This is a genomic window from Opitutia bacterium (assembly GCA_016217545.1).
In the GTDB taxonomy this organism is placed as follows: domain Bacteria; phylum Verrucomicrobiota; class Verrucomicrobiia; order Opitutales; family Opitutaceae; genus Didemnitutus.
In genome coordinates this window covers 307,584-331,481 of sequence record JACRHT010000016.1, presented here as the reverse complement: position 1 = coordinate 331,481, position 23,898 = coordinate 307,584, and the positions used below count along the sequence as shown (strand labels likewise).

General features: G+C 68.2%; 13 protein-coding genes. All 13 read right to left on the bottom strand.

Going from position 1 to position 23,898, the window contains the following annotated elements:
* Positions 1-12: 12 nt before the first annotated feature.
* Complete coding sequence (locus HZA32_14025; GenBank protein MBI5425191.1) at positions 13-2,613, bottom strand: ABC transporter permease; 2,601 nt, start codon at positions 2,611-2,613, stop codon at positions 13-15.
* A 93-nt stretch (positions 2,614-2,706) separates the two neighbouring features.
* The gene (locus tag HZA32_14020) at positions 2,707-5,274 is read right to left on the bottom strand and encodes an ABC transporter permease (GenBank protein ID MBI5425190.1); all 2,568 of its coding nucleotides are present in this window, start codon (positions 5,272-5,274) and stop codon (positions 2,707-2,709) included.
* 188 nt (positions 5,275-5,462) lie between these two features.
* Positions 5,463-6,275 (bottom strand): hypothetical protein, encoded by an 813-nt coding sequence (locus HZA32_14015; protein ID MBI5425189.1) that lies wholly within the window; start codon positions 6,273-6,275, stop codon positions 5,463-5,465.
* A 179-nt stretch (positions 6,276-6,454) separates the two neighbouring features.
* Positions 6,455-6,916: a hypothetical protein gene (locus HZA32_14010; protein MBI5425188.1), complete on the bottom strand. Its 462-nt coding sequence runs from the start codon at positions 6,914-6,916 to the stop codon at positions 6,455-6,457.
* A 16-nt stretch (positions 6,917-6,932) separates the two neighbouring features.
* Positions 6,933-9,761, bottom strand: coding sequence for a serine/threonine protein kinase (locus HZA32_14005; protein MBI5425187.1), 2,829 nt, complete (start codon positions 9,759-9,761; stop codon positions 6,933-6,935).
* Positions 9,762-9,872: 111 nt separating this feature from the next.
* Entirely contained in the window at positions 9,873-10,442 is a 570-nt protein-coding gene (locus HZA32_14000; GenBank protein ID MBI5425186.1) for a sigma-70 family RNA polymerase sigma factor, read from the bottom strand.
* A gap of 73 nt (positions 10,443-10,515) precedes the next feature.
* Positions 10,516-12,924: an ABC transporter permease gene (locus HZA32_13995; GenBank protein ID MBI5425185.1), complete on the bottom strand. Its 2,409-nt coding sequence runs from the start codon at positions 12,922-12,924 to the stop codon at positions 10,516-10,518.
* Between the two features lie 62 nt (positions 12,925-12,986).
* The gene (locus HZA32_13990; GenBank protein MBI5425184.1) at positions 12,987-13,322 is read right to left on the bottom strand and encodes a hypothetical protein; all 336 of its coding nucleotides are present in this window, start codon (positions 13,320-13,322) and stop codon (positions 12,987-12,989) included.
* A 7-nt stretch (positions 13,323-13,329) separates the two neighbouring features.
* Positions 13,330-13,749 carry a DUF3788 family protein gene (locus HZA32_13985; protein ID MBI5425183.1) on the bottom strand — a complete coding sequence of 140 codons (420 nt, stop codon included), beginning with the start codon at positions 13,747-13,749 and terminating at the stop codon, positions 13,330-13,332.
* Between the two features lie 102 nt (positions 13,750-13,851).
* Positions 13,852-16,380: an ABC transporter permease gene (locus HZA32_13980; protein MBI5425182.1), complete on the bottom strand. Its 2,529-nt coding sequence runs from the start codon at positions 16,378-16,380 to the stop codon at positions 13,852-13,854.
* Between the two features lie 45 nt (positions 16,381-16,425).
* Positions 16,426-18,828 (bottom strand): ABC transporter permease, encoded by a 2,403-nt coding sequence (locus tag HZA32_13975; protein MBI5425181.1) that lies wholly within the window; start codon positions 18,826-18,828, stop codon positions 16,426-16,428.
* 39 nt (positions 18,829-18,867) lie between these two features.
* Positions 18,868-21,261 (bottom strand): ABC transporter permease, encoded by a 2,394-nt coding sequence (locus HZA32_13970; protein ID MBI5425180.1) that lies wholly within the window; start codon positions 21,259-21,261, stop codon positions 18,868-18,870.
* 94 nt (positions 21,262-21,355) lie between these two features.
* Positions 21,356-23,779, bottom strand: coding sequence for an ABC transporter permease (locus tag HZA32_13965; GenBank protein MBI5425179.1), 2,424 nt, complete (start codon positions 23,777-23,779; stop codon positions 21,356-21,358).
* Positions 23,780-23,898 lie beyond the last annotated feature (119 nt).

The window sequence follows — 23,898 nt, the reverse complement described above, 5'->3', positions numbered from 1 at the left end:
GAAGTTACAGGATTATTCCGCGCGGAGCGCCTCCAGCGGGTTGACGCGCGTGGCGCGGCTGGCGGGCGACCAGCAGGCGGCCAGGCTCGCGATGGCGAACGCGAGGGCAGCGCCGGAGAACACCCACAGGTCGAACGCAGGCACATCGGTGAAGACCGCGGCCATCGCCTGGCCGACGGCGAGCGAAAGGAGCAGGCCGATCGCGATACCCGAGCCGGCAATGACGGCGCTTTCACGGAGGATCATGGCGCGCACTTCGCGCGGTTGCGCGCCCAAGGCCATACGGACGCCGATCTCCCGCGTGCGGCGCGACACCGAGTAGGATTTGACGCCATAGATGCCGACCACCGAGACGATCATGGCCACGAGGCTGAAGAAGCCAAAGAGGGCGGAGCTGAATTGGGAAAGCCAGATCTCGATGTTGGAGGCGAGATGGTCGCTGAAGGTCTGCACCTTGAACATGGGCAGACCCGGTGCGGCCTCGCGAACGGCGCGGCGGGTGGGATCGAGCAGGGCGAGCGCGGCCTCGCGGGTGTTCGCGTTGGAGCGCACGTAGAAGAAGACGTTGTTGCGGTGTCCTTGGGCGAACGGGACGTAGAGCGCGGGGCCGGCGGTCTTTTGTCCGATGTCATCGCGGGTGGAACGGACGATGCCGACAATCTCGACGATCTTCGCCTCTCCGGGACGCACGGAAAGCTCCTGCGAATCGCCGATGCCGCCGCCGGACGAGGCATTCGCGCGCGGCGCATCGCGATCGGCCCACTGCAGGCGCTGGCCGAGCGCGTCGCCGTCGGGCCAGAGGCGGCGCGCCAGCTCCTCATCGATGATGGCGACGAGCGGGCTGCCGGGGGCGTCCGTTTCCGCGCGGGTAAAATCGCGACCGCGCAGGATCGGCAGGCCCATCGCGGCAAAGTAACCCACGCCGACGGAATTCCATGCGGGATCGAAGGCGAGCCCCTCGGCGGCGGTCGCCGGTTTGGCGTCGGGACCGGGGTTGATGCCGGCGCGCCGCACCGGGCGGCTGATGCTGGTGAAGCCGAACGGCGCGATCGAGCCCAGGCTGGATTGCGCGACGCCCGGAAGCGCGGCGAGGCGATCCTGGACCGCGCGGTAGAGATCGCGGGTTTGGGCCTCGTTGAAGCCGCCGAGCGCGGCGTCGACTTCGACCATCAGCGTGTGCTCGGCGTGGTAGCCGTTTTCGACCGTGGCGAGGCCGAGCGCCATGCGCATGAACAGGACGGAGGCGACGAGCAGCGCCAGCGACAACGCGATCTGGGCGACGACCAGCGGGTGACGCGGCAGCCAGCGGCGGTGACGGGCGGTGGCGTCTTCGCCGGAGTTGCCCTTCAAGTCCGTCAGCACGTCGGTGCGCGCGAATTTGAGCGCCGGCCCGAGCGCGAAGAAGAGCGTCGCGAGCAGGCAGAATGCGGCGGTGGCGGCCACGATCACCGGCGTGACCCCGTCGGCGAGGAAAAGCGTGATGGGCAGACGCGTGTTGAGCGTTTGGGCGACGAGGCCGTTGACGTAGCCCGCCAACAGGACACCGATCGAACCGCCGCCCAGCGTGAGGACGAGACCCTCGACCAGAAGCTGGCGGACGAGCCGGGCGCGCCCGCCGCCGAGGGCAAGACGGATGGCGAATTCCTTGCGCCGCGCGTTGCCGCGGGCGAGGAGGAGCCCGGCGAGGTTGAGGCAGACGACGAGGAGCATCGCCCCGGCCATGCCCAGGAGCAGGAAGCCCACGAGCCTGACGCTTTTCTCCTCCGATGGCGCCGTGCTCGTGCTGAGGCGGGGCAGGGAGCCGAGTCCCACGGTCTTGTCCTTGAACTCGACGGGGAAGTCCTTTTCCAGCGCGGTGCCGAGCGCGCCGAGGGCGGAGGTCGCGGCCTCGCGTGTCACGCCCGGGGCGAGCCGGGCGACGAGGAAGAGGTTGAAGGTGTCGGCGCGTTCGAGCGTGCGCTTGGCGCGCCCCTCGAAATCGTCGCTCAGCAGGTCGAACATCCCGAGCGGGAAATAGAGTTCCGGCCCCACGAGCATCATCGTGCCGGAGAATCCGCGCGGCGCGATGCCGATGACGGTGCAGGGGCGCTCGTTGATCCGCAGCGTCGAGCCGACGAGGGCGGGGTTGAAACCGGTTTTGCGCCAATACTCGTAGCTCACGATCGTGACGGCCACGGCGGAGCCGGGGCGTTCCTCCGCGGGCGTGAACGGGCGGCCTTGGAGCAGGCGCACGCCGAGCGCGTCGAAATAGTTGGAGCTGACGAGCGCGGAGAACGAGCGGCGGGTTTCGCCTTTTTCACCGACGCCGACGATGCTGAGCGCGTGCGCGAGCACGCCGGAGAAAAGATCGGAGCGGGCCGCGATCTCGCGGTAGAGCGGGTAGGAGAACGCGCGGTAGTTCGCCGGTTCCTTCCGGTCGTGCGTGTAGAGTTGCACGATGCGCTCAGGTTCCGGGAACGGACGCGGGCTGAACGCGAGCGAGTAGGTGAGGCTGAATACCGCGGTGTTCAGGCCGATGCCGAGGGCGAGCACGGCGATGGCGGCGACGGTGAAGCCGGGCGCCTTGGCGAACAGGCGGAGACCGAAGCGGAGATCTTGGAGCAGGGAGGTCATGGAGAATAGTTGCTCATTAAGAACTATGGAGCGGTATGCTGGCGGCGACTACGCGGCGGACGTTGTCGACGAGCGTTACTCATTAAGAACTTTCTACTCGGCGCGGAGGGCGATGGTCGGGCTCACGCGGGTGGCGCGGCGGGCGGGAATGTAGCAGGCGGCGAGCGTTGCGGCGCCGAGCAGCACGGCGGAGAGACCGAGCGAGAGCGGGTCCATCGGACTGACCTTGAACAACGCGGTGGCCAGCACCTGGCCGACGAGGAGAGAAAGGACGGTGCCGGCGGCGATGGACACGACGGTCTGCAAGGCGCCTTGTTTCATGATGAGGGCAAAGACGTCGCCGCGCTCGGCGCCGAGCGCCATGCGGATGCCGATTTCGCGCGTGCGCCGTTCGACCGCGTAGGCCTTGACGCCGTAGACGCCGACCACGGCGAGCGCGAGGGCGATGCTGCCGAAGACGCCGAAGAGCACGGCGCCGAGGCGCACGACCCAAAGCGTGATGCTGCGCTCGAGGAAGGAAGCGTAGGGCACGAGCTGGAGCAGCGGCAGCGCGGTGTCGATGCGGCGCAGCTCGGCGCGGAACGACGGCAGCGTCGCGAGGACGGCTTGCGGGTCGCGTTCGGCGAAGCGCGTGGCGAGGAACACGGAGGCGTTGTAGCGCTGCGCGAGCGGGAAGTAGACGCGGCGCGCGGCGGTGTTGCCGCTGTTGTCCTGCAAATCGTGGCGATGCGCGGAGCAGATGCCGACGATCTCAAGCTCGTTGACGGAGCCGTCGGTCGGAGCCTGCGTGAATTTCACGCGCTGGCCGAGGGCATCGCCGTTGGGGAAGAGTTTCGCGGCCATGCCTTCGTCGATGATGACGACCTTGGGTGAATTCTTGTCGCGCGCCTCGGTCTCGGTGAAGTCGCGGCCGCGGAGGATGCGCACGCCGATGGCGCGGAGGAAGCCGGGCGTGATGCCGGCTTCGACACCGCTGGAGCCGGGGCGCGGTGCCTTCGGGTCGGTGGTGACGGGCATCGGCTCGTTGGCGGGCATGATGCGCGTGGTGTTGGTGATGTTGCCGTAGGGGATGAGCGTGGTGTAGCCGGCGGATTCGACGCCCGGCAGCGCGCGGACGCGGTCGGCGAGGTCGCTCATGCGGCGCAGGCCTTCCTGTTGCGGTGTGTTGCTGAGCGAGAAGTCCATCTCGGCGAGCACGGCGTTGGCGGGATCGAAGCCCTTGTCGAGGCCGCTGGCGTTGAGCGCGCCGCGGAGGAAGAGGCCGGCGCTGAACAGCAGCACGAGCGAGAGCGTCATCTGGACCATGACGAGCACGTGGCGCGGCGCGAAGAAGCGATTGAAGCGGCCGGTGCCGGTGGCTTCGGCGCCGTTGGACTTCAGATCGGTGACGACGTCGGTGCGGGCGGCCTTGAGCGCGGGCCCGAGACTGAAGACGAGCGTCGAGAGCAGGCAGAACAGCGTGGTGACGGTGAGGACGGTGCCGTCGGGCTGGAGGCCGCTGGCGAGCGTGAAGTTCATCGAGCTGAGCAGCGCGGTGAACGATTTTTCCAGCAGCGTGTTCGACCAATAGCTGAGCAACAGGCCGAGGGAACCACCGAGGATGGAGAGCAGCAGGCCTTCGACGAGGAGCTGGCGCACGATCTGGCCGCGGCTGGCGCCGATGGCGAGGCGAACGGCCATTTCGCGAGAGCGCGCGGTGCCGCGGGCGAGGAGCATGTTGGCGAGGTTGAGCGACGCGATCAGGAGAACGGCGCCGGCCATGGCGATGAGCAGCGTGGCGAGAAGGCCGAGCGCGCCGTCGGACTCGGGGCTCGTGCTGATGCTGAATTTGCTCGGCACCGTGAGCTGGATCTCGCGCGTGCCCTGCGCGTCGGGCGGCTGGAGCGCGGTGAGGCGTTGCTCGAGGACGGGCAGGCGGGCCTTGGCGGATTCGAGGGTGAGGCCGGGCGCGAGGCGCGCGTAGACGTTGAGCGTGTAGTTTTTCAACGCGGCGAGGTCGCGCACGTCTGCGCCGTCGCCGAAGGCCGAGGCGATTTGGGAGAAGACGCCGGTGGGCAGCCAGACTTCGGGGGCGATCAGCGCGCTGATGCCCGAGAAACCTTCCGGCGCGATGCCGATGACGGTGTAGGGGCGGTCGTTGACCCGCAGCGTGGAGCCGACGAAGTCGGCGCCGCCGCCCATCCGCTGCCACAGCGCGTAGCTGGCGACGACGACGGCGATGTTGGAATTGGGACGGGTTTCCTCGGCGTTGAAGAAGCGGCCGGCGGCGGGCTTCGCGCCCATGAGCGGGAAGAAGCCGTCGGTCACCATGAACGCGAAGCTGCGGTGCATCTCGCCCGGCTCGCGGCCGATGCCGGCGAGGGAGAAGTTAACCGCGGCGACCTGGGTGAAGACGTCCTTCGCCTCGAGGAGCGACTGATACTCGGCGAAGGAAAACTGGCGGTAGTCGCGCGAGGCGTCCTTGCGGGCGGAGAAAACGCCGACGACCTCGTGGGGGCGCTCGAGCACGACGGGCTTCAGGAGCAGGCCGTTGACGAGGGAAAAGATGGCGGAGTTGACACCGATGGCCACGGCGAGCGTGGCGACGGCGACGGCGGTGAAGCCGGGGCTTTTGGCGAGCAGACGAGTGGCGAAACGGAGGTCGTGGAGCAGCGAGGACATGGCGCGGGGGTGTGCGAACCCCGGATGGGTTCCCGGCACAACACGGCCTGGTCACACGAAGTTGCGGCTTTTTTTCGCGCGCGACGCGCGGCGGAAAAGGGTTTGCGGCGCAGTGGTCTCGGGCCAGAGGGCCACTGCGCCGCAGAGGCGGGCGGTTCGATTGCGGGTGAACCGTCCGCCCCAATTCGTCACCAAAGCTGAGGGTCGGCGGACTTGTTCGGATGGCCGGCGTTCAGCAGGAGGTGCGCTTCGCGCGCGAGGCAGATCCGGATGCAGCCGTCGCCCGCCTGGACTCCGCTGTGGTTGAGTTGGTCCGCCCCGGCGTTGAACGATCCGCCGCCGCCGCCGGCCGGGCCCATTTCGGTGCCACCGCCGCCGCCGCTGTAGCCGCCACCCCCGCCGGAGCCGTGGCCGAAAAACGAGCCGCCACCGCCGCCGCCGAAACCGCCGTCGCCGCCATGGAAACCGCCGTAGTTAGCCCCTTCGCCGCCGTTCCAGTGGCCGCCGCCGCCGCAATGTGTCGGCAGGGAGCCGATCGCACCGGTCGAATACCAGCCGGCGCCGCCGCCACCACTGTAGTGGAAATTGGCGAGATCAGTCTGTCCGCCCCGGCCGCCGGCGCCGCCGGGCCCGCCGCCGATGCCACCTTCCGCGGCGGTGCGTCCATCGCTGCCGCTGCCGCCGCCACCGCCTCCGGCGGCGATGAGGGGGAAGATCGGCCGAACCGGACCGGTGTCGCACCAGACGAACGATCCGCCACCGCCGCCGCCCGCGGCGTGGGGCGGCTTCACTCCGGATTCGCCGCGCTCTCCGACCACGAGGCAGAGCCGTTGGCCGGCCGTGAAATGAAAAGTCCCGCGCAGCCGCGCTCCTTTGCCGCCCGGGCCGCCACCGGCGCCGCCCTGCGCGCCGGAGACCTCGAGCACATACAAGCCTTCCTCGGGCACGACGAATTTCTGGACCTGAGGCAGCGCAGCGAAGGTGACGAGGGAGGAGCTCATGCGGGACGAGGTGTGACCGGAGCGCCGGTGTGGGCGGCACGCCACTGTCCCAATGCGCGGTGGCGCGTCCGAAGGGGCCACGCGTCGGCGTTTTTTTTGCAAGAAGGCGAAAGGGGCCGGACAAAACAAAAGGCCGCTTCAGCGAAGCGGCCTTGGAAGAAGAAAAATCGGGCGGTCGATTATCTGTCGATGTCAGTTTCGATGTCCGGATCGATGATGCCGATCGCGCCGGTCTCCGAATCCTGGATCAGGATGATGTATTGGTATTCAACTCCGCTATACTCGGGATCGCAGGTGTCGGTCACGATGATCTGACTGCTTGTGTCGTCGCGGTAGATGTCGAGTTGGTTGAACTCCTCCCGGCCACATCCCGCAATCGGGCCCTTGAACGCGATGCCCAGCAGAACATACCGCGGATCGAAGAGCTGGTAGGTCAGTTGGGTCGCGCCATGGTAGTCGGCTGGAACCGTGATCGTGATCGACTGACCGTCGCCAGTGAACACGGGTATCTGTTGGTTCGGGGGTTGGGGGGAAGTATTAACGGGCGGCGAGATCGTCGCTTGGGTGCAGATACCATTCGTGGGGAAGTCCACGACGGGCACGAAGTTGATGATCGTGATCTGAGTGGTGGCGGTATACATGATGTGGGATGCGGTTTCAGGGAGCCTCCAGGGTGGAAGCGGACAGAGGATCAACGGCGCGATAACCGTGGCGCTTTAGCTCGGCGGCGAGTGACCGCGCGGTATTTGAGTCGCCGACCAGGGCGCTGGCTTGGGCGAGCGGATCAAGCAGACGCCATTCGCGCGGGGTTCGTTTGATTCGCGGTGTGAGCAGGCCGATCAGGCTTTCCCAGCGGCGGCGGGCTTCGGCCGGGCGCTGCAACGCGACTTCGGCGCGACCGGCAAGCAGGACCGATTGGGCATACTCCCAAATCGCCCACGCGTCATTGGGATCCGTGGTCAGCAGCGATTGAAGCATCGATGCGGCCCGTTCGGCCGCGACCAGGGCTCTGTCCGGTGATTGCTCAAGGTTGAGCCGGGCATCGAGGCGATAAGTGGTGGCAAGACGCAGGCGGAATGTTTGGGAGGAAGGTTCGCTCGCGGCGAGGTCTCCGATCTCCTTGCGGACCGAGGAGAGAATCTGGCCAGCCTGTTCGAGGTCGCGGCGCCCGATCGCCTGTTCCGCACGCTGCAGTGTCACGGAGAAGGAGAGGCGGCGCCACTGCTGGTTCTGGTGATCGCTGTCGGCGAGCGAGGTGTAGATCGATTGGGCTTCGCGCAGCTTCTCCGCGGCGCGCTCCAACTCGCCGGTGAAGGAGAGAACGGTTGCCGAAAACACCAGCCCGTCTGCGAGTCTTGCCCGCCAACGGGGAACGTTCGGCTCCGATTGGCTCAGCTGTTCGAGCACTCGGTTCATGTCGCCGTAACGGGCCAGCGCGTCGGCATAGCGGCCGTCGGACTCGGCGAGTCGCCCGAGCCACGAAGAGTTGTCGGCGAGCTGCGCCTGGATCGAAAGGTCCGCCGGATTGGCGGCGCGCAATCGCTCGCGTGTCTGGCGAACGGCTTCAAATCCGGCTTGGGCCTGCGACCAGTTGCCCTGTTCAAACTCGAGCACCGCCAGATTGTGTTCGCCGGAGCTGCTTTCGCGCAGCGCGCGGAGCGTGGGCCCCTCGGCTTTCACGAGTGCGTTGGCTGAATCGCGATACCGGGTGAACCACTCGCGCGCCAGGGAGAATTCGCCTCTGCGGCGGGCGGTGAAACCGATCCAGAATTCGGCCTGCGCGCGCTCGAACAGCATCTCGGCGTTGGCGGGATGGCGCGTCACGAGTGCGGCGGAGCGTTGGTAGGCGGCTTCGAAGGCCTTCGACGCATCGGCGTAGCGCGCTTGGTCGAGGCGGATTTCGCCGATCTGCGTGAGCGCTTTCGCCTGCTGGGTCAGCGCTGCGTCGGTCAGGTCCTTCGAGTCGAGCGCGGCGAAGTGCGCCATCGCCTTGTCGCCGACGGCGTCGAGCAGGCTGAGTTTGCCGATTTTCTTCAGCTCGGTGCGGAAATCGCCGAGCATGAACGTGAGCAGCGCCTCGGCTTGTTCCTGACGGCGCTGGGCGTCGGTGCGGGCGACGGTCTCGGCGAATTGGGCGGCTTGGGCGATGTCGCGCTCGGCGCGCGCGATGACCTCGGCGCGACGCGCGCGTTCGGCTTGGACGAGGCTGACGATCGTGCCGGCGACGAGCGACGTGGCGATCGCGGCGGCGCTGGCGCAGGCGACGCGGTGCCGCGAAACAAATTTCCGCGCACGATAGAGCGCGTCGGGCGGGCGGGCGACGACGGCTTCGCGGCGGAGGTGGCGGCGCACGTCGTCCGCGAGTTCGAACGCCGTGCCGTAACGGCGGGTGCGGTCCTTCTCGAGACACCGCATGACGATCCAGTCGAGATCGCCGCGGAGCACCGAGCTGAGCTGCACGGCGGCGGCGCCGCGGAGGCGGGCGACGGTGTCGCGGTCGGCGGCGGCGAGCGTGGCGAGTCGCGTGGACGGACGCGGCGGATCGACTTCGCGGATGATGCGGCGAATCTCGGCGGCGCCGGCTTGGAGGAGCGATTGCGGGTCGTAGGGCGGGCGGCCGGCGAGGAGTTCGTAGAGGAGCACGCCGAGCGAGTAGACGTCGCTGCGCGTGTCGATGTCGTGGTCGCGCGCCTCGACTTGCTCCGGGCTCATGTAGGCGGGCGTGCCGACGAGCTGATCGACGCGTGTGATGAGTGTGTGCTCGGCGAGGCGCCCTTGCGTGGCTTTGGCGATGCCGAAGTCGATGACCTTGGGCATCGCGGTGCCGTCGTGCATCGCGACGAGGACGTTCGACGGTTTGACGTCGCGATGGATGATGCCCTTTTGATGCGCGTGTTGGATGGCGAGGCAGACGCGGGCGAAGAGGTCGAGGCGCTGCTCGGTCGTGAGCCGGTGTTCGTCGCAGAAGCGCGTGATCGGCAGGCCATCGACGAATTCCATCACGAAGAACGGCCGGCCGGTGGTGGTCGCGCCGGCGTCGAAGACTCGCGCGATGCACGGGTGGTCCATCATCGCTAGCGTCTGCCGCTCCGCCTCAAAGCGCGTGATGACTTCGCGCGTGTCCATGCCGAGCTTGATGACCTTCAGCGCGACGTGGCGGCGGATCGGCTCGGTTTGTTCGGCGAGGTAGACGACGCCGCAACCACCTTCGCCGATGCGGCGTTCGAGCACGTAGGCGCCGATGCGGTCGCCCGGTTTCTCCTCGGCAAGGTCGATGCGGGGCACGACCGGCGGCCGGTCGAGGAAGTTGCGTGCGGCGGCGTCGCCGGCGAGCAGGGCGTCGATGCGGCTGCGCTGCGCAGCGTCAGCGCAGGCTCGGTCGAGGAAGGCGGCGCGTTCGGCGGGCGGCAGTTCGAGGGCGTCGGAGAAGATTTCGTCGTCGGGTCTCAAGGGCGGGGCGCGGAGGAATTGCGCTTTGCGGGCAATACGGAGATGCGGAAAATCGAAAAGAAAGGGGCCACGCCGACGACGGGAGCCGACGAATCGCCGCGACCGTGGTGACCGGTCCGGGCGGCGCCGGAGCGCGGAGGGGCGGCGTCAGCCGCGGAGTCGGGTGATTTCGTTGAACAGCCAGGCGCGAGCGTAGGCCCAGTCGCGTTTGGCGGTGCGGTGGGAAATTTCCAAGGTGTCGGCGGCTTCGTCGAGCGTGAGGCCGCCGAAGTATTTCAGTTTCACCAGCTCGGCCTTGCGGGCGTCGTGCGCGGCGAGGGCGTCGAGGGCGTCGTTGACGAGGATCAGCTCGTCGTCGTCCGCGGGCGCCGCGAGGTCGAAGCCCGTCGAGTCGGCGCTGACCTTGGTGGCACCGGCGCCGCGTCGCGCGGCGTGCTTGCGCCGGGCGCTGTCGATCAGGATGCGCCGCATGCTTTCGGCGGCGGCCGCGAAGAAGTGGCGGCGGTTGGCCCAGGTCGGCTGCCGGTCGCCGCCGAGGCGCAGCCAGGCCTCGTGCACCAGCGCCGTGGGTTGAAGCGTGAACGCGGCCGACTCGCGCGCGAGTTTGGCGGCGGCCAGCTTTCGGAGTTCGTCGTAGACCAGTGCGAGCAGCGCCGCCGGGTCGCTCGCGAGGGTGAGCTCCGGGACGGGGTTGGACGTGGGGCCGGAATCGGTCACTCCGGCACGCTGGCGGGTCGGGTTCTCCGGCTAAACTAAAAAGTGCGCGTGGGACGCAGTGATTTCCCCTAGTTCAGTCGGCGCGGAGGGCTTCGACGGGGTTCACGCGGGCGGCGCGGCGGGCGGGCAGCCAGCTGGCGAGCGCGGCGGCGAGCGCGAGGAGAACGGTCGCGACGCCGAGCGTGGCGGGATCGAAGGGCGACACCTCGAACAGTTGCGCCTTCAGGGCGCGGCCGGCGGCGAGCGCGCCGACGAGGCCGATGCCGGCGCCGATGGCGAGCGGGAGCATGCCTTGGCGGAGCATCAGGCCGACGACGTTGCCGCTGTCGGCGCCGAGCGCCATGCGCACGCCGATCTCGCGGCGGCGCGTGTTCACGCCGTAGGCGACGACGCCGTAGAGGCCGGTGAGAGCGAGGACGAAGGCGAGGACCGAAAAGCCGGTGAGCAGGCGCGATTGCAGGGTCGTGTTTTGGTAGGTGGAGGCGACGTCCTCCTGCATCGTGCTGAGATCGAAGATCGCGAGTTCGGGGTCGAGTTTGCCGACGAGTTCGCGGATCTGGCGTTCGAGGAGGCGCGGGTTGCCTTCGGTGCGGATGAGACCGGTCTTCTGCTGCCACGCGAATTGCCGGAGCGAAACGTAGGCCTGGGGCCGCGAGGGCGGTTCGCCGTAGCCGTAGACTTTGAGCGTCGGGGCGATGCCGACGACGGTGAACCAGTTGCGGCTCTCATCGTCGCTGAAGCCCCAGTGAATGCGTTTCCCGAGCGGGTCTTGGCCGGGCCAGAATTTGCGGGCGAAACTTTCGTCGACGATGGCGACGCTCGGGCCGGTCATGTCCTGCGGCCCGAACGCGCGGCCTTTCAGCAGCGGCACTTTCAAGGTGGCGAAGTAGTCGTCGCTGACGATGCCCATCTCGGCGAGCGGAAGATCGTTTTGCTCGAGGCGATGCACGCCTTCGACGGCGAAGCTCGATTGCCAGCCGGTGTTGAGCGGCGGGGTGGTGTTGACGGCGGCGGTCTTGACGCCCGGCAGGGCCTTCAACTCGTCGAGCAGGTGCAGGTAGAAGTCCCGTCGGCGCGCGTCGTCGCTGCCGTAGCGGCTGCCCGGGAGCGAGATTTGGAAGGTGAGCGTGGAGGTCGCGTCGAAGCCCAGGTCGGCGCTTTGCATCCGCTCGAGGCTGCGCAGGATCAACCCGCTGACACTGAGCAGCACGAGGGTGAGCGCGACCTGGGCCCCGACGAGAATCTGCCGCACGCCGCCGCCCGCGGTCGAACCGCGTCCGCCGTCGTGCAGGGCGCCGCGGACGTCGGTGCGCGAGATTTTCAGGGCCGGCCACAAGCCGGCGAGCACGCCGGAGACGATCGCGAGGACGAAAGAGAAGCCGAGCACCCAGAAATTGAGCGAGATCGACTGGAAGCGAACGTTGTCGGCCGGGATCAACGAACGGATGAGCTGGAGCGCTCCGCTCGCCACGAGCAGCGCGAGCACGCCGCCGGCAAGGCCGACGAGCAGCGACTCGGCGAGCATCTGGCGGATGAGTTGCGCGCGGCTGGCGCCGAGCGCGGCGCGGACGGCGTAGTCGCGTTCCTGCTGGATGCCGCGGGTGATGAATAGGCTCGCGACGTTGGCGCAGGCGATGGCGAGAACGAACGCCGTCGCGGCGAGCAGCGACCACAGTCCGGCACTGTAGGAGTTGGTCTGGTTCTCCGAGTAGGCCTGGAGGCGCGCGCCGACGCCGGTGAGATTTCCGGGGTAATTCGGGCGCAGGCCGACGTAGATGCGCTCCATGTCGGCGGCGGCTTGCTGCAGTGTCACGCCGGGCTTCAAGCGGCCGAAGCTGTAGAGGCCGGGGTTGTTGCCGCGGGACTGCCAGCTCTGCTGCGTCGCGGCATAAGGGAAGATCGGCACCCAGACCTCGGCTAGGCGCGGGAGCGCGAGCGCGGCGGGCGCGATGCCGATGACGGTGCGCTGCACGCCGTCGACCGGGATGGTCGTGCCGAGGAGCGACGGATTGCGGCCGAAGCGACGCTCCCAGAGTTTTTCTGAAATCACGACGACGGGCGCGGCACCGGCTTTGTCGTCGTCGCGGCCGAAGTAGCGGCCGCGCAGGGGCGGAAGCTGGGCGACGTCGAAGAGAGAGGCGGAGACGTAGGCGCCGTTGACGTTTTCGGGCAGCTGGCCGGCGCCGGAGAGGTTGAAGCGGTCGCGGCGGTGGACGGCGAGGGCGCTGAACGTCTGCTGCTCGTTCATCCAGTCCTGCACGGTGGGCCAGGAGATCGACATCTCCATTTGCGGACCCTTCTGCCAGAGCACCACGAGTTGGTCGGCGTGCGGGTAGGGGAACGGCCGGAGGAGCACGGCGTAGAGGACGGAGAAAATCGCCGTGGTCGCGCCGATGCCCAGCGCGAGCGTGAGAATCGTGGCAGCGGTGAAGCCGGGGGACTTGCGCAGGGAGCGCAACGCGAAGCGGATGACGTGCGGCATGGTCTTGGTCAGGGGTGCTGGCCAAGAGAACCCGCCGCCGCGTCCGCGGTTACCGGAATTCTTCAGTATTCCGCCGGGCCGCCGGCGGGATCGGCGGGAGCGTCGTAACCGGCCGCGAAGAGACGTTCGTAGCCGTCGTAGGGGCGCAGTTCGAGCAACTGGAACTCGATCAGCCCCGCTCGCGCCAGAGGCAACGCCGCGAGATGAGCGCGGGCGCTGGCGAGGCTGGGGCATTCGAGCGTGAGGACGGCATGGCGCTCGGGATGGGTGAAGCAGATTTCGCGGACGACGCCCGCCGACTGCAGACGCCAGACGGCGGCGGCTTCGTGGCGCAGGAGGTCGGTGTGATCGGGGCGGGGCAACGCGGGGATTTCTCTTTCGAGAGCGAGGAAGCGCATGGCGGAATCAGTGGGTGGATTTGATCGCGGCGAGCCGGCGCAGAGCCGGGAGGCTGCGGGGAGATTTGACGACGAGGCGGAGGCCGGTGCCTTCGGGGTAACGCAGCGCCGTGGCGAGCGCCTGGCGGACGATTTGAGGCAGCCGCGCCGCGCGTGCAGCGGCGACGGCCTTGTTGCCGAGGATGAAGGTGACGTTGAAGCCGCCGCGGCCGGGGGACAGCCAGACGATCGTGCGCTGGCGCTGCAGCACGCGCAACGACCAGCCCCACTTCGGCGAATGACATTTCCATTCGCGCGTCGTGGCGACGCCCTCGTGCATCAAGCCGGAGAGAAATTCGTCCCAGACTGGCTGCGCGGATTGCAATGCCGCGGAGAGCTCCGTCGATGTCGGTGCGCGCGGATGGTTGATGAAGGCGTTGGTGAGCACGGCAAAGGTGCCGAACCAGCGCGGAACAGTTCGGGAGCAAGCAAAGCCCTACCGCGTTTCGCCGCGGATGTCGACGCCGCGATCACCTCCGCCGGATGCGCCTCAGTCGGCGCGCAGCGCTTCGCTGGGGCTCACGCGGGAGGCGCGCCAGGCCGGCACGGCCGCCGTGACGAGAGCTGCCAGACCAAGTCCAGCCGCGGCGATCGCGTAAGCCGAGGGATCGGCGGGAGTGAGGCCGTAGAGCATCTGGCGCAGCAGCTGCGCGACGCCCCACGCGGCGAGGCCGCCCGCCGCGACGCCAGTCGCCACCATCGCACCGGCTTCGCCGATGAACTGGCGAAGGATATGGATCGGCAAGGCGCCAAGCGCCATCCGCACGCCAATCTCGCTCGTGCGGCGCGCGATGAGGTAGGACATGAGACCGTAGAGCCCGACCGACGTGAGCAGCAACGAGAGCGCGCCGAACAATCCGGCCAGCTTGGCGAAGAGTCGTTCCTCGCTGTGCAACATGTCGACCTGCTGGTCCATCGTGCGGAGATTCAACACGGGGATTTGCGGAGCGAGCGTGCGAATCGCTTCGCGGACAGACCCCGTCAAGGCCTCGGCCGAGCCCGAGTAGCGAATCGTGTAGAAAGTGTATCCGCCGTCACGCTGCGCGGCGCTGAGATACACTGTGGGCGGCACCTCCGAGCGGAGATCGGCATATTTCGCGTCGCGGGCGACGCCGACGATCTCGAACTCGTTCTTGTCGTCTCCGGGATAGTGGAAGCGCAAGCCGAGCGGATAGGCGCCCGCCAGGTAGAGGCGCGCGAAGGTCTCGTTGACGATCGCCACCTTGGGAGAGGACGGACCGTCCGCAGCCGTGAAACCTCGGCCGAGCACCAGTGGCAGTTCGAGCACCGAGAAGAAGTTCGGCGCCACGGCGTTGAAGTGCGCTTCGAGTCCGCTGGCGCCTTTGGGCGGCGTCACGCCCGGAATGAGGACCGAACTTGTCTGCCTGTGATGCGACAACACCGGCACGCGCGAGAACGTGACTCCACGCACACCAGGCAATGCCGCGAGACGCTCCTGCGCCCGATCACGGAAATTTCGCGTCTGCGCCTCGTCGAAGCCGGCGGCGGTGAGATTGAAATTGAAAAGAAGGAGGGAGCGCCGGTTGAAGCCGGCGTCCACGCGCTCGAGGTTGCGGAGCGAGCCGAGCAACAGCGTCAGGCAGACGAGCAGCACGAGTGACAGAGCCAGCTGCGTCGCCATCAGCGCGCGACTGAGACGCGAACGCGCGCCGCGGGCACCGCGACCGCCTTGGAATTCTTGCGTGAGATCGAGCTTCGTGGCGCGCAGCGCGGGCGCGAGGCCGAAGGCCACCGTGGTGATCAAGGCGGCCGCGACCGTGAACGCGACGACGCGCCAATCGAGCGGCAGTTCCAAATTCGCGGACTGGCTGCCGAACGGTTGCAAGGCGATCAATGCGCCCCGGGCCGAGGCGGCGAGCGTGAGACCGGCCAGCGCGGAAAACGCCGCGAGAACCAGACTTTCGGCGAGGAGTTGGCGCACGATGCGCACTCGGCTCGCTCCGAGTGCGAGGCGGACGGCAATCTCGCGACGGCGGGCGGCGCCGCGCGCGAGGAGGAGATTGGCGACGTTGGCGCAGGCGGCGAGGAGCACGAGGCCGACGAGACCCTGCATGAGACGCAGGGAGTCCTTGTAGTGCTGGCGATAGTCGCGCTCACCTTGGAAACCGGGGTCGGCGTGCAGGGTAGGCGCGCCGGGCATCTCGCCGCGTCCCTCGGGCGGAGGCGGCGCGTTGCGCCAGCCCTCTTGCGCGGTGGCCACGAAGACCGGTTCAAGCGTGGCGCGGGCCTGCGCCGCAGTCACACCCGGCGCGAGCCGCCCCATGATGCGGACCCACCAGGTGGAAAGCCGCGAGCGCTCTTCGGCGCTGTCCGGTTCGAAGCGCCCGTGTTGGGCCAGGGGAAGATAGATGTCGCTGTGTTCGCCGACTTGGCTGGTGCCTCCAAAATCGCGCGCAGCTACACCGATGATGGTGACCGGGACGTTGTTGTAGGTCACGGTGCGGCCAAGCACATCGCCTGAGCCGGCGAAGCGGCGCTGCCAGAATCGATGGGAAATCACGGCGACCGGTTGCGCCGAGACGCGATCATCGTCGCTCGCGATCGGGCGGCCGACCTGCATCGAAACCCCCAGCCCCGAAAAATAGTTTCCTGACACGAGTTGCGCGGTGAGGCCGATTTCCGGGGCGCCGTCCACGAGAACGAAGCTCTCAGTGGATGGCACGAAGGCGATGACTTCGGAGAGCACTTCCGGGTGGGCGCGGAAGCGCTCGATCATCCCCAGCGAAAATGAAGTCGTGTAGTAGCGACCGCTGGCGATGTCCATGCCGCCGAAACCTTCGACGGATTGCGCGAGTCCGCCGCGCGGTCCCTCGACGTTGCGAAAGATGACCAACTCCTCCGGCGCGCGCACCGGTAGCGGGCGGAGGAGAAACTCGTTCACCAGGCTGAAGACGGCGGCGTTGGCGCCGATGCCGAGGGCGAGCGATAGGACGGCTAGGGCGGTGAAACCGGGACTCTGATGGAGTTGACGGATGGCGAGGCGCAGGTCGGCGAGCATCAGGAGATGAACTGAGTGTGGGCGTTGCGGTTACCAGGGATTTTCTTAATCTGCGCGCAGCGCCTCGACCGGATTGATGCGAGTGGCGCGGTGGGCGGGGAGCCAGCTGGCGAAGAGGCCGATCGCGAGCAGCACAACCGAGACGGTGGCAAGGCTGAGCAGGTCGAAAGGCGAGACGCCGTAGAGGACGCTGCTCATGAGTTTGCCGAGGCCCGCGGCGGCGAGCAGGCCGATGCCGAGACCGATGAGAGCGAGCCGCAGGCCCTGGCCGAGCATCAGCTGGCGCACGGAGGCGGCGGAAGCGCCGAGCGCCATGCGCACGCCGACTTCGCGCGTGCGTTGCGCGACGATGTAGCTGAGCACGCCGTAGAGTCCGATCGCGGCGAGCAGCAGGGCGATGCCGGCGAAGACAGCGAGGAGCCGGAGCATGACGCGTTCGTTCGTGACCGATTGGTCGAAGAGCTCGTCCATCGTGCGCAGGGCGAACACGGGCAAGGTCGGTTCGATTTTCCGCATCGTCGCGCGGATCGCGCCCGCGAGCGAGGCCGGGTCCTGCTGCGTGCGCAGCACGAAACTGACGGAGCCCGGCGGGAGGCGGCGGTAGGGGTAATAGATTTGGACGCGCGTATTCTCGCCGATGCCGTAGTTTTGCACGTGGCCGACGACGCCGATGATCGTCGACCAATTCGGGCCGGTGGGGCTGAGGCCGAGGCTGATGCGCTTGCCGATGGGATCCTGTCCGGCGAAGTGGGTTTCGGCGAACTTGGTGTCGATGATTACGCTCGCGGGATCGTCGGGCTTCTCGGTGTCGGTGAAGGTGCGTCCGCGCAGCAGCGGGATGCGCATGGTCTCGAAATACGCGGCGCTGGCGGCGTTGTTTTCCGTGGACGGGCGCTTGCCCGCGCCGGGATCGGCTTCGCCTTCGACGAGGTAGAACGTCTGGTTGCCGCCACCCGCGAGCGGGAGCGGGTTGGTGAGCGCGACGTGCGTGACGCCGGGGAGCTGGCGGAGTTCGGCGAGCGCGCGGTCGAGGAGCTGGGTGCGCTTGGCGGCGTCCTGCCAGTCGCGGCCCGGCATGACGTAGCCGAAGCTGACGATGCGGTCGGTTTTGAGGCCGAGGTCGGCGCGATAGAGGTTGTGGATGGTCCGGATCATCAGGCCGGACGCGAAGAGAAGCATGAGCGTCAGGGCGAATTCGCCGACGACGAGGAGGGAGCGCCAGCGGGCGTTGACGGCGTTGCCGCTGCGGCCGCCGGCGGCGAGAGCCTCGTTGAGGTTCACCTTGGTGCCCGAGAGCGCGGGCACGAGACCGAAGAGAATGGTGGTGCCGACTCCGATCGCCACCGACAGGCCGAGCACGTTGAAATCCATCGCGACCTGCGTGACGAAGGGCGAGTTGGCGGGGATGAGGGTCTTGATGCCCTGCATCACGGCGTAGCCGGCGCCGAGGCCGAGGAGGGTGCCGGCGAGCCCGAGCAGGAGACTCTCCGCGAGCACGAGGCGGATGAGGCGGCTGCGACCGGCTCCGAGCGCGGCGCGCACGGCGAACTCGCGCGAGCGAACGGCGGCGCGGGCGAGGAGAAGGTTCGCGACGTTGGCGCAGGCGATGAGCAGCACGCCGAGGGCGGCACCGAAGGAAATCCAGACGGCGCCGCGTTGCTGGCCGACGGCGCGGTCGACGAGCGTCTGCATGTTGACCGAGTTGCCGGTGTTCGACTGCGGGTATTGCTGCTCGAGTTGCTTCGCGATCGCGACCATGTCCGCGCGCGCGGTCTCGAGCGGGACGCCGGGCTTCAGGCGGCCGATGCAGTAGAGGCCGGGATGGCTGCCGCGGTCGCGCATCGAGTCGGCGAGGAGTCCGAGCGGCGCCCACACATCGGGCGAGTTGGTGGGAAAGTTGAAGTTGGCGGGCATGACGCCGACGACGGAGTAGATTTCGCCGCTGAGGGTGAGCTTGGCGCCGAGCACGTCGGGACGGCCGCCGAGCGAGGTTTGCCAGAAGCGCTCGCTGATGACGGCGACGCGTTCCGCGCCGGGTTTGTCCTCGTCGGCGGAGAACCAGCGGCCTTGGATGGGCGCGACGCCGAGCGCCAGGAACATCTCGGAGGAAAAAAAGGCGCCGTTGATGCGCTCGGTCTCGGAGGGGCCGACGTAGTTGAACGACTGGCCGCGGAACGCGCCGAGGTGCGTGAAGCTCTTCTGCCGCTCGCGCCAGTCGACGAAATTCGGGTAGGACACCGACATGTTCGGGACCTGCTGGGAGTGTTCGCCGAAGAAGACGAGTTCCTGCACGTGCGGCAGGGGCAGCGGTTTGAACAGAAGAACGTTCAGAAAACTCAGGACGCCGGAGTTCGCGCCGATCCCGAGCGCGAGCGTCACGATGGCGATGAGCGAGAAGACGGGAGCTTTGGCGAGCGAGCGGAGGGCGAATTTCAGGTCGGAGAGCATGGTGGGAGAGCGGCGGATTGGGAGTGGACGGGGAGACGGTCAGTCGGTGCGCAGCGCCTCCATCGGTGCGACGCGGGCTGCGCGACGTGCCGGGATGAGGGACGCCAACAGGGCGACCGCCGCCAGCAGGAACGCGACGCCACCGAAGACGAGCGGATCGTAGGCGCGGGCGGAGAAGAGCAGTTGTTGGAGGAGACGCGCCGCGCCGAGCGCGCCGAGCAGGCCGAGCGCGAGTCCGCCGCCGATCAACAGCGCTCCTTCGCGGAGGATGAGTTGCAGCACGTCGGACGGGTTGGCGCCGAGCGCCGCGCGGATGCCGAACTCGCGGGTGCGTTGCGCGACGGAGTAGGCGAGCAGGCCGTAGAGGCCGATGGCGGCGAGCGTGAGCGCCAATCCCGCGAACACGGCGAACAGCGTGAGGTAGAGCCGCGGCTGCGTGGCGGTGCGGCTGACGACCTGATCCATCGGCGTGATGGCCGAGAACGGAATGTCGGCGTCGACGCGCCACAGGGCCGCCTGCACCGATTTGGCCAGCGTGGCGGGCGGAAGCGTCGTGCGCACCATGAGCGTCGCGAACGCGGTCGGGCGTTGCTGGAGCGAGCGGTAGACCTGCAACGGCGTCTCGGCAGCGAGGCCGGTGCGCGCGATGTCGGCGGCAACGCCGATGATCTCGAAGCGCACGGGGCCGTTCAGATCGGGCGTGAGTTCGCGGCCGATGGGATTGGCCTCGCCGAAGAGGCGGCGCGCGGTCGATTCGCTGATGATCACGACCGGTTTCGCGCCCGGTGCGTCGGCGTCGGAGAAGCTGCGTCCGGCGCGCAGCGGCGTGCCCATGGTTTTGAAATAGTCGCGGCTGACCGAGTCGTAGAAGACCTGCGGTGGATTCTCGCTGCGCGGCTCGCCGGCCAGCGGCACCGGTGCGAGCGCGATGGGAATGCCCCAGCGGAACGGGGAGGTTTGCGTGAAGGCGGCGGACTGCACGCCGGGCACCGCGGCGACTTCGGCCAGCGCGCGGGTGTAGTAATCGCGGCGCTTTTCCGGGGTGTCGTAGCGTTTCTCGGGCGGAGTGAGCGTGAGCGAGAGCACGCGCGAGGCTTCGATGCCGGGATTGCGAGACAGGATGCGGTAGAGGTTGCGCCCGAGCACGCCGGCGCCGACGAGGAGCACGAGCGCGAGGGCGATCTCGGCGACGACGAGAGAGGAGCGGAGGCGTTGCGCAGAGCGGCTGGTGGCGCTGTGGGCGTCCTTGAGGGCTTCCTGCGCATCGACGCGCGCCTGTGTGAAGACGGGAGCGAGGCCGAAGGCGAGTCCGGTCAGCAAGGTGAGGCCGAGAGTGGCGAGGAGAACGGGGGCGTTGACGGCGACCTCGTCGCCGCGCGGCAACCAGCCGTCGGTCAGTGCCAAAAGTCCCGCGAGGCCCCAATGCGCGATCAGGACGCCGCCGCCGCCGCCGGCGAGCGAGAGCAGGAAGCTCTCGGTGAGCAATTGCGCGGCGATCTGGCCGCGCGTGGCGCCGAGGGAGACGCGGATGGCGAGTTCCTTGCGGCGGGCGGAGGCGCGCACGAGGCAGAGACCCGCGAGATTGGCGCAGGTGATGAGCATCACGCACGCGACGGCGCCGACGATGATCCACAGCGCCTCGCGGTAATCGCCCACGATGAGGCGGTGCAGGTCGGCCGCCTGCAGCGACCAGCCCCGGTAATTTTCGGGGAAGCCGCGCTCGAGGTCGCGCGCGACGCCGGCGAGCTCGGCGTTGGCCTGTTCGAGCGAGACACCCGGCGCGAGGCGCGCGAAGGTGCTCCAGTAACGCGAGCCGCGGTTCTTGACCGTCTCCGCACCGAGCGGCATCGGGATGAAAAGCTCGGCCGTGCCCCACGGGTCGCCAAAAGATTTGGGCATGATGCCGATGACGGTCGTTGGCGTGTCCTCGAGCAGGATGGTCTCGCCGATCAGGTCGCGGCGCGCGCCGAATTGCGTTTCCCAGAGGCGCTGGCCGAGGACGACGACCGGCGTCGCGCCGGGTTTGGCCTCGTCGGCGGTCCACGTGCGACCGTGCAGCGGCGCGACGGCGAGGAGCTTGAAATAGTTGGCGGTAACCTGCGCGGCGGTCAGCAGCGCCGGAGTGCCCGACTTGGTGAGGTTGACGTAGTAGTAGGTTTGCGCGGCGATCGCGTCGAGGGTCCGGGCTTGCGCGGCGACATCGAGCATCGTCGCCGGCGCGAGCGGAGAGACGCCTTGCTGCGGGTGGACGCTCTGCACTTGGACGAGACGGTCGCCCTGGCCGTAGCGCAGCGGCGTGAGCAGCAGGGCGTGGACGACGGAAAACACCGCAGTCGATGCGCCGATGCCGGCGGCTAGAATGACGATCGCGACGAACGAAAAGCCGGGGGATTTCGAGAGACTGCGGACCGACTGGCGGAAGAGGGACAACATGGGAAGCGGCAGGGAATCTACGGGTCGGAACGTGGAGGAGAGGCCGGCGCGGGGGAGCGCGACGTGGGGAAGGCAGACAGAATGACGGAAGAATTCACTCGGCGCGCAGGGCGACCAACGGATCAATGCGGCTGGCGCGATGCGCCGGAAGCCAGCAGGCGAACGCGGCTACGAACACGAGAAAAGCCGACACGCCGACGAAGACGGCGGGGTCGGTCGCGCTGACTTCGTAGAGTTGCGCGCTGAGCAGCCGCGTGAGACCGAGCGCGATCGCGACGCCGATGGCGAGGCCCACCAGCGTGAGGCGCAGGCCTTCGCGCAGGACGAGTCCGACGATTGCGACGCGGGAAGCGCCGAGGGCCATGCGCACACCGGTCTCGGCGGTGCGTTGCGCGACGGAGTAGGCGATGACGCCGTAGATGCCGAGCGCGGCCAGCACGAGCGCGAGCGCAGCGAATCCGCCGACCATGCCGATGACGAGCCGGCGATCCGAAATCGAGTCGGCCGTGAGCTGACTCATCGAGAGAACCTGATCGACCGGGGTGCCGCGATCGAGCGCGTGCACGGCGGCGCGGATCTCGTCGCGGAGGCTCGCTGCCGGCCGACTGGAGCGGACGATGAAGCTGAAAAAGCCATCACCGAGCTGCGCCGTGGGATAGTAGAGGGCGTCGCCCGCCACTTGGTCGAGTCCGGTGGCGCGGACTTCGCCGACGACGCCGACGATCTCGCGGGGAATGGAGCCGAGGCCGGTGATCAGGCGGCGGCCGATCGGGTTTTCGCCGTTGGGGAAGAGGCGCCGCGCGGTGGATTCGCTGACGAGGAGAACGTTCGAGCGGTCGGTGCGGTCACGCCAGTCGAAGTCGCGGCCTTGCTTGATGGGAATGCCCATCGTCGCGAAATAGCCCGGCAGCGTGTTGCTGCGGACGGCGAGTTTGCGCTCGTTGACGGGCGGGAGCGTCTCGCCCTCGAGGAAGAATGGCGACCGGGTGTTGCCGCCGGCCACGACGGGGAGGTTGCTGATGCCCGAGACAGCGGTGACGCCCGGAATCGCGGAGAGGCGCGCGACGAGCTGCTCGTAGAAGGCGGTCTGGGCGTTCGCGTCGGGGTATTGCGCGGGCGAGAGTTGGAGGTTGAAGGTGGTGATGTTCGTGGCGTCGAAGCCGGGGGAGACGTTCTGGAGTCGCACGAAACTGCGCAGGAGCAGGGCGGCGCCGATGAGCAGCACGAGCGAGAGCGCCACCTCGCCCACGAAGAGCGCGGAGCGCAGGCGGTTGGCGGCGCGGCCGCCGGTGTTGCCGCGCGTGGCGTCCTTGAGCGTTTCGTTGACGTCGGTGTGCGAGGCTTGCCAAGCGGGGAGAAAACCCATGCCGAGGCCGGTCGCGAGGGAAAGCAGCAGGGCGAAGCCGAGCACCGGCAGATCGACGGAAATTTCCTGCGCGCGCGGAATGAAATCAGCGGCGACACGCGCGAGCGAATCGACGCCCCAGACGGCGAGCAGCGAGCCGGCGAGGCCGGCGGCCAGGGCGACGAGGGTGCTCTCGGTGAGAAATTGCGCGACGATGCTGCGTCGCGTGGCGCCGAGCGCGGCGCGAATGGCGATCTCCTTGCGGCGCGCGGCGAGGCGGACGAGGAAGAGATTGGCGACGTTGGCGCAGGCGATCAGGAGCACGAAGCCGACCGAGGCGAGGAGCACGAAGAAGACGGGACGCTGGTTGCCGACGAGATCGGCCTGCATCGAGCGGGCGAAGATGCCGCCGTTGGCGTCGACTTTTTCCGGGTGCGCGGCGGCGTAGGTGGTTGCGGCGCGTTTCAGTTGCGCGTCGAGTGTCTCGAGGGTGGCGCCGGGTTTAAGGCGCCCGTGGACGAGGAGGTAGCCCGAGCCTTGCAACATGAGTTCCCGCGGCAGTCCCTCGAGTTCGAAGGGTCTCGCGGCGAACACGTCGATGCCGTTGAAGGGGAAACCGAAACTGTCCGGCAGGATGCCGACGACCGTGTGTGGGACGTTGTTGAGCGTCAGCGTCTGGCCGACGGCGTCGGGCGCGCGGTTGAACTGGCGCTGCCAGAGCGCCGCGCTGATGAGCACGACCGGGGCGCCGCCGGAGCGGTCCTCGTCGGCGAGGAAATTACGTCCGCGCTGCGGCTGCACGCCGAGGACGGGAAAGAAATTCTGCGTGACGCGCGCGGCGGTGAGTCGGACCGGGTCGCCGCGACCGGTGAGCGTGAACGCCGTTCCCGCGAGCGCGGAGAGCGAGTCGACGGCATCGACGTTGTCACGGAAGTGCTCGTAGCGCGGGTAGGAGAGATTGGCCTGATCGAGACCGCGGTCGGCGAAGGCGCCCCAGACGCGCACGAGACGCGACGGCTCGGAGAAATTCAGCGGGCGCAGGAACAGCGTGTTGATCGCGGAGTAGATCGCGACGTTGGCGCCGATGCCGAGAGCGAGGGTGAGCAGCGCGACGGCGGTGAATCCGGGCGATTTCGCGAGCGAGCGGAGCGCGAGGCGGAGGTGCGTGGTCATGGGTGCAGCACGGCGTGGAACGCAACGAGCGGCGGACGCAAATCGCCGCTACCGGGAAATGGGCGCCGCCATCGCGGCACCACCGAACGAAAGAACAAAAATAGCGGAGGGCGCCGGGT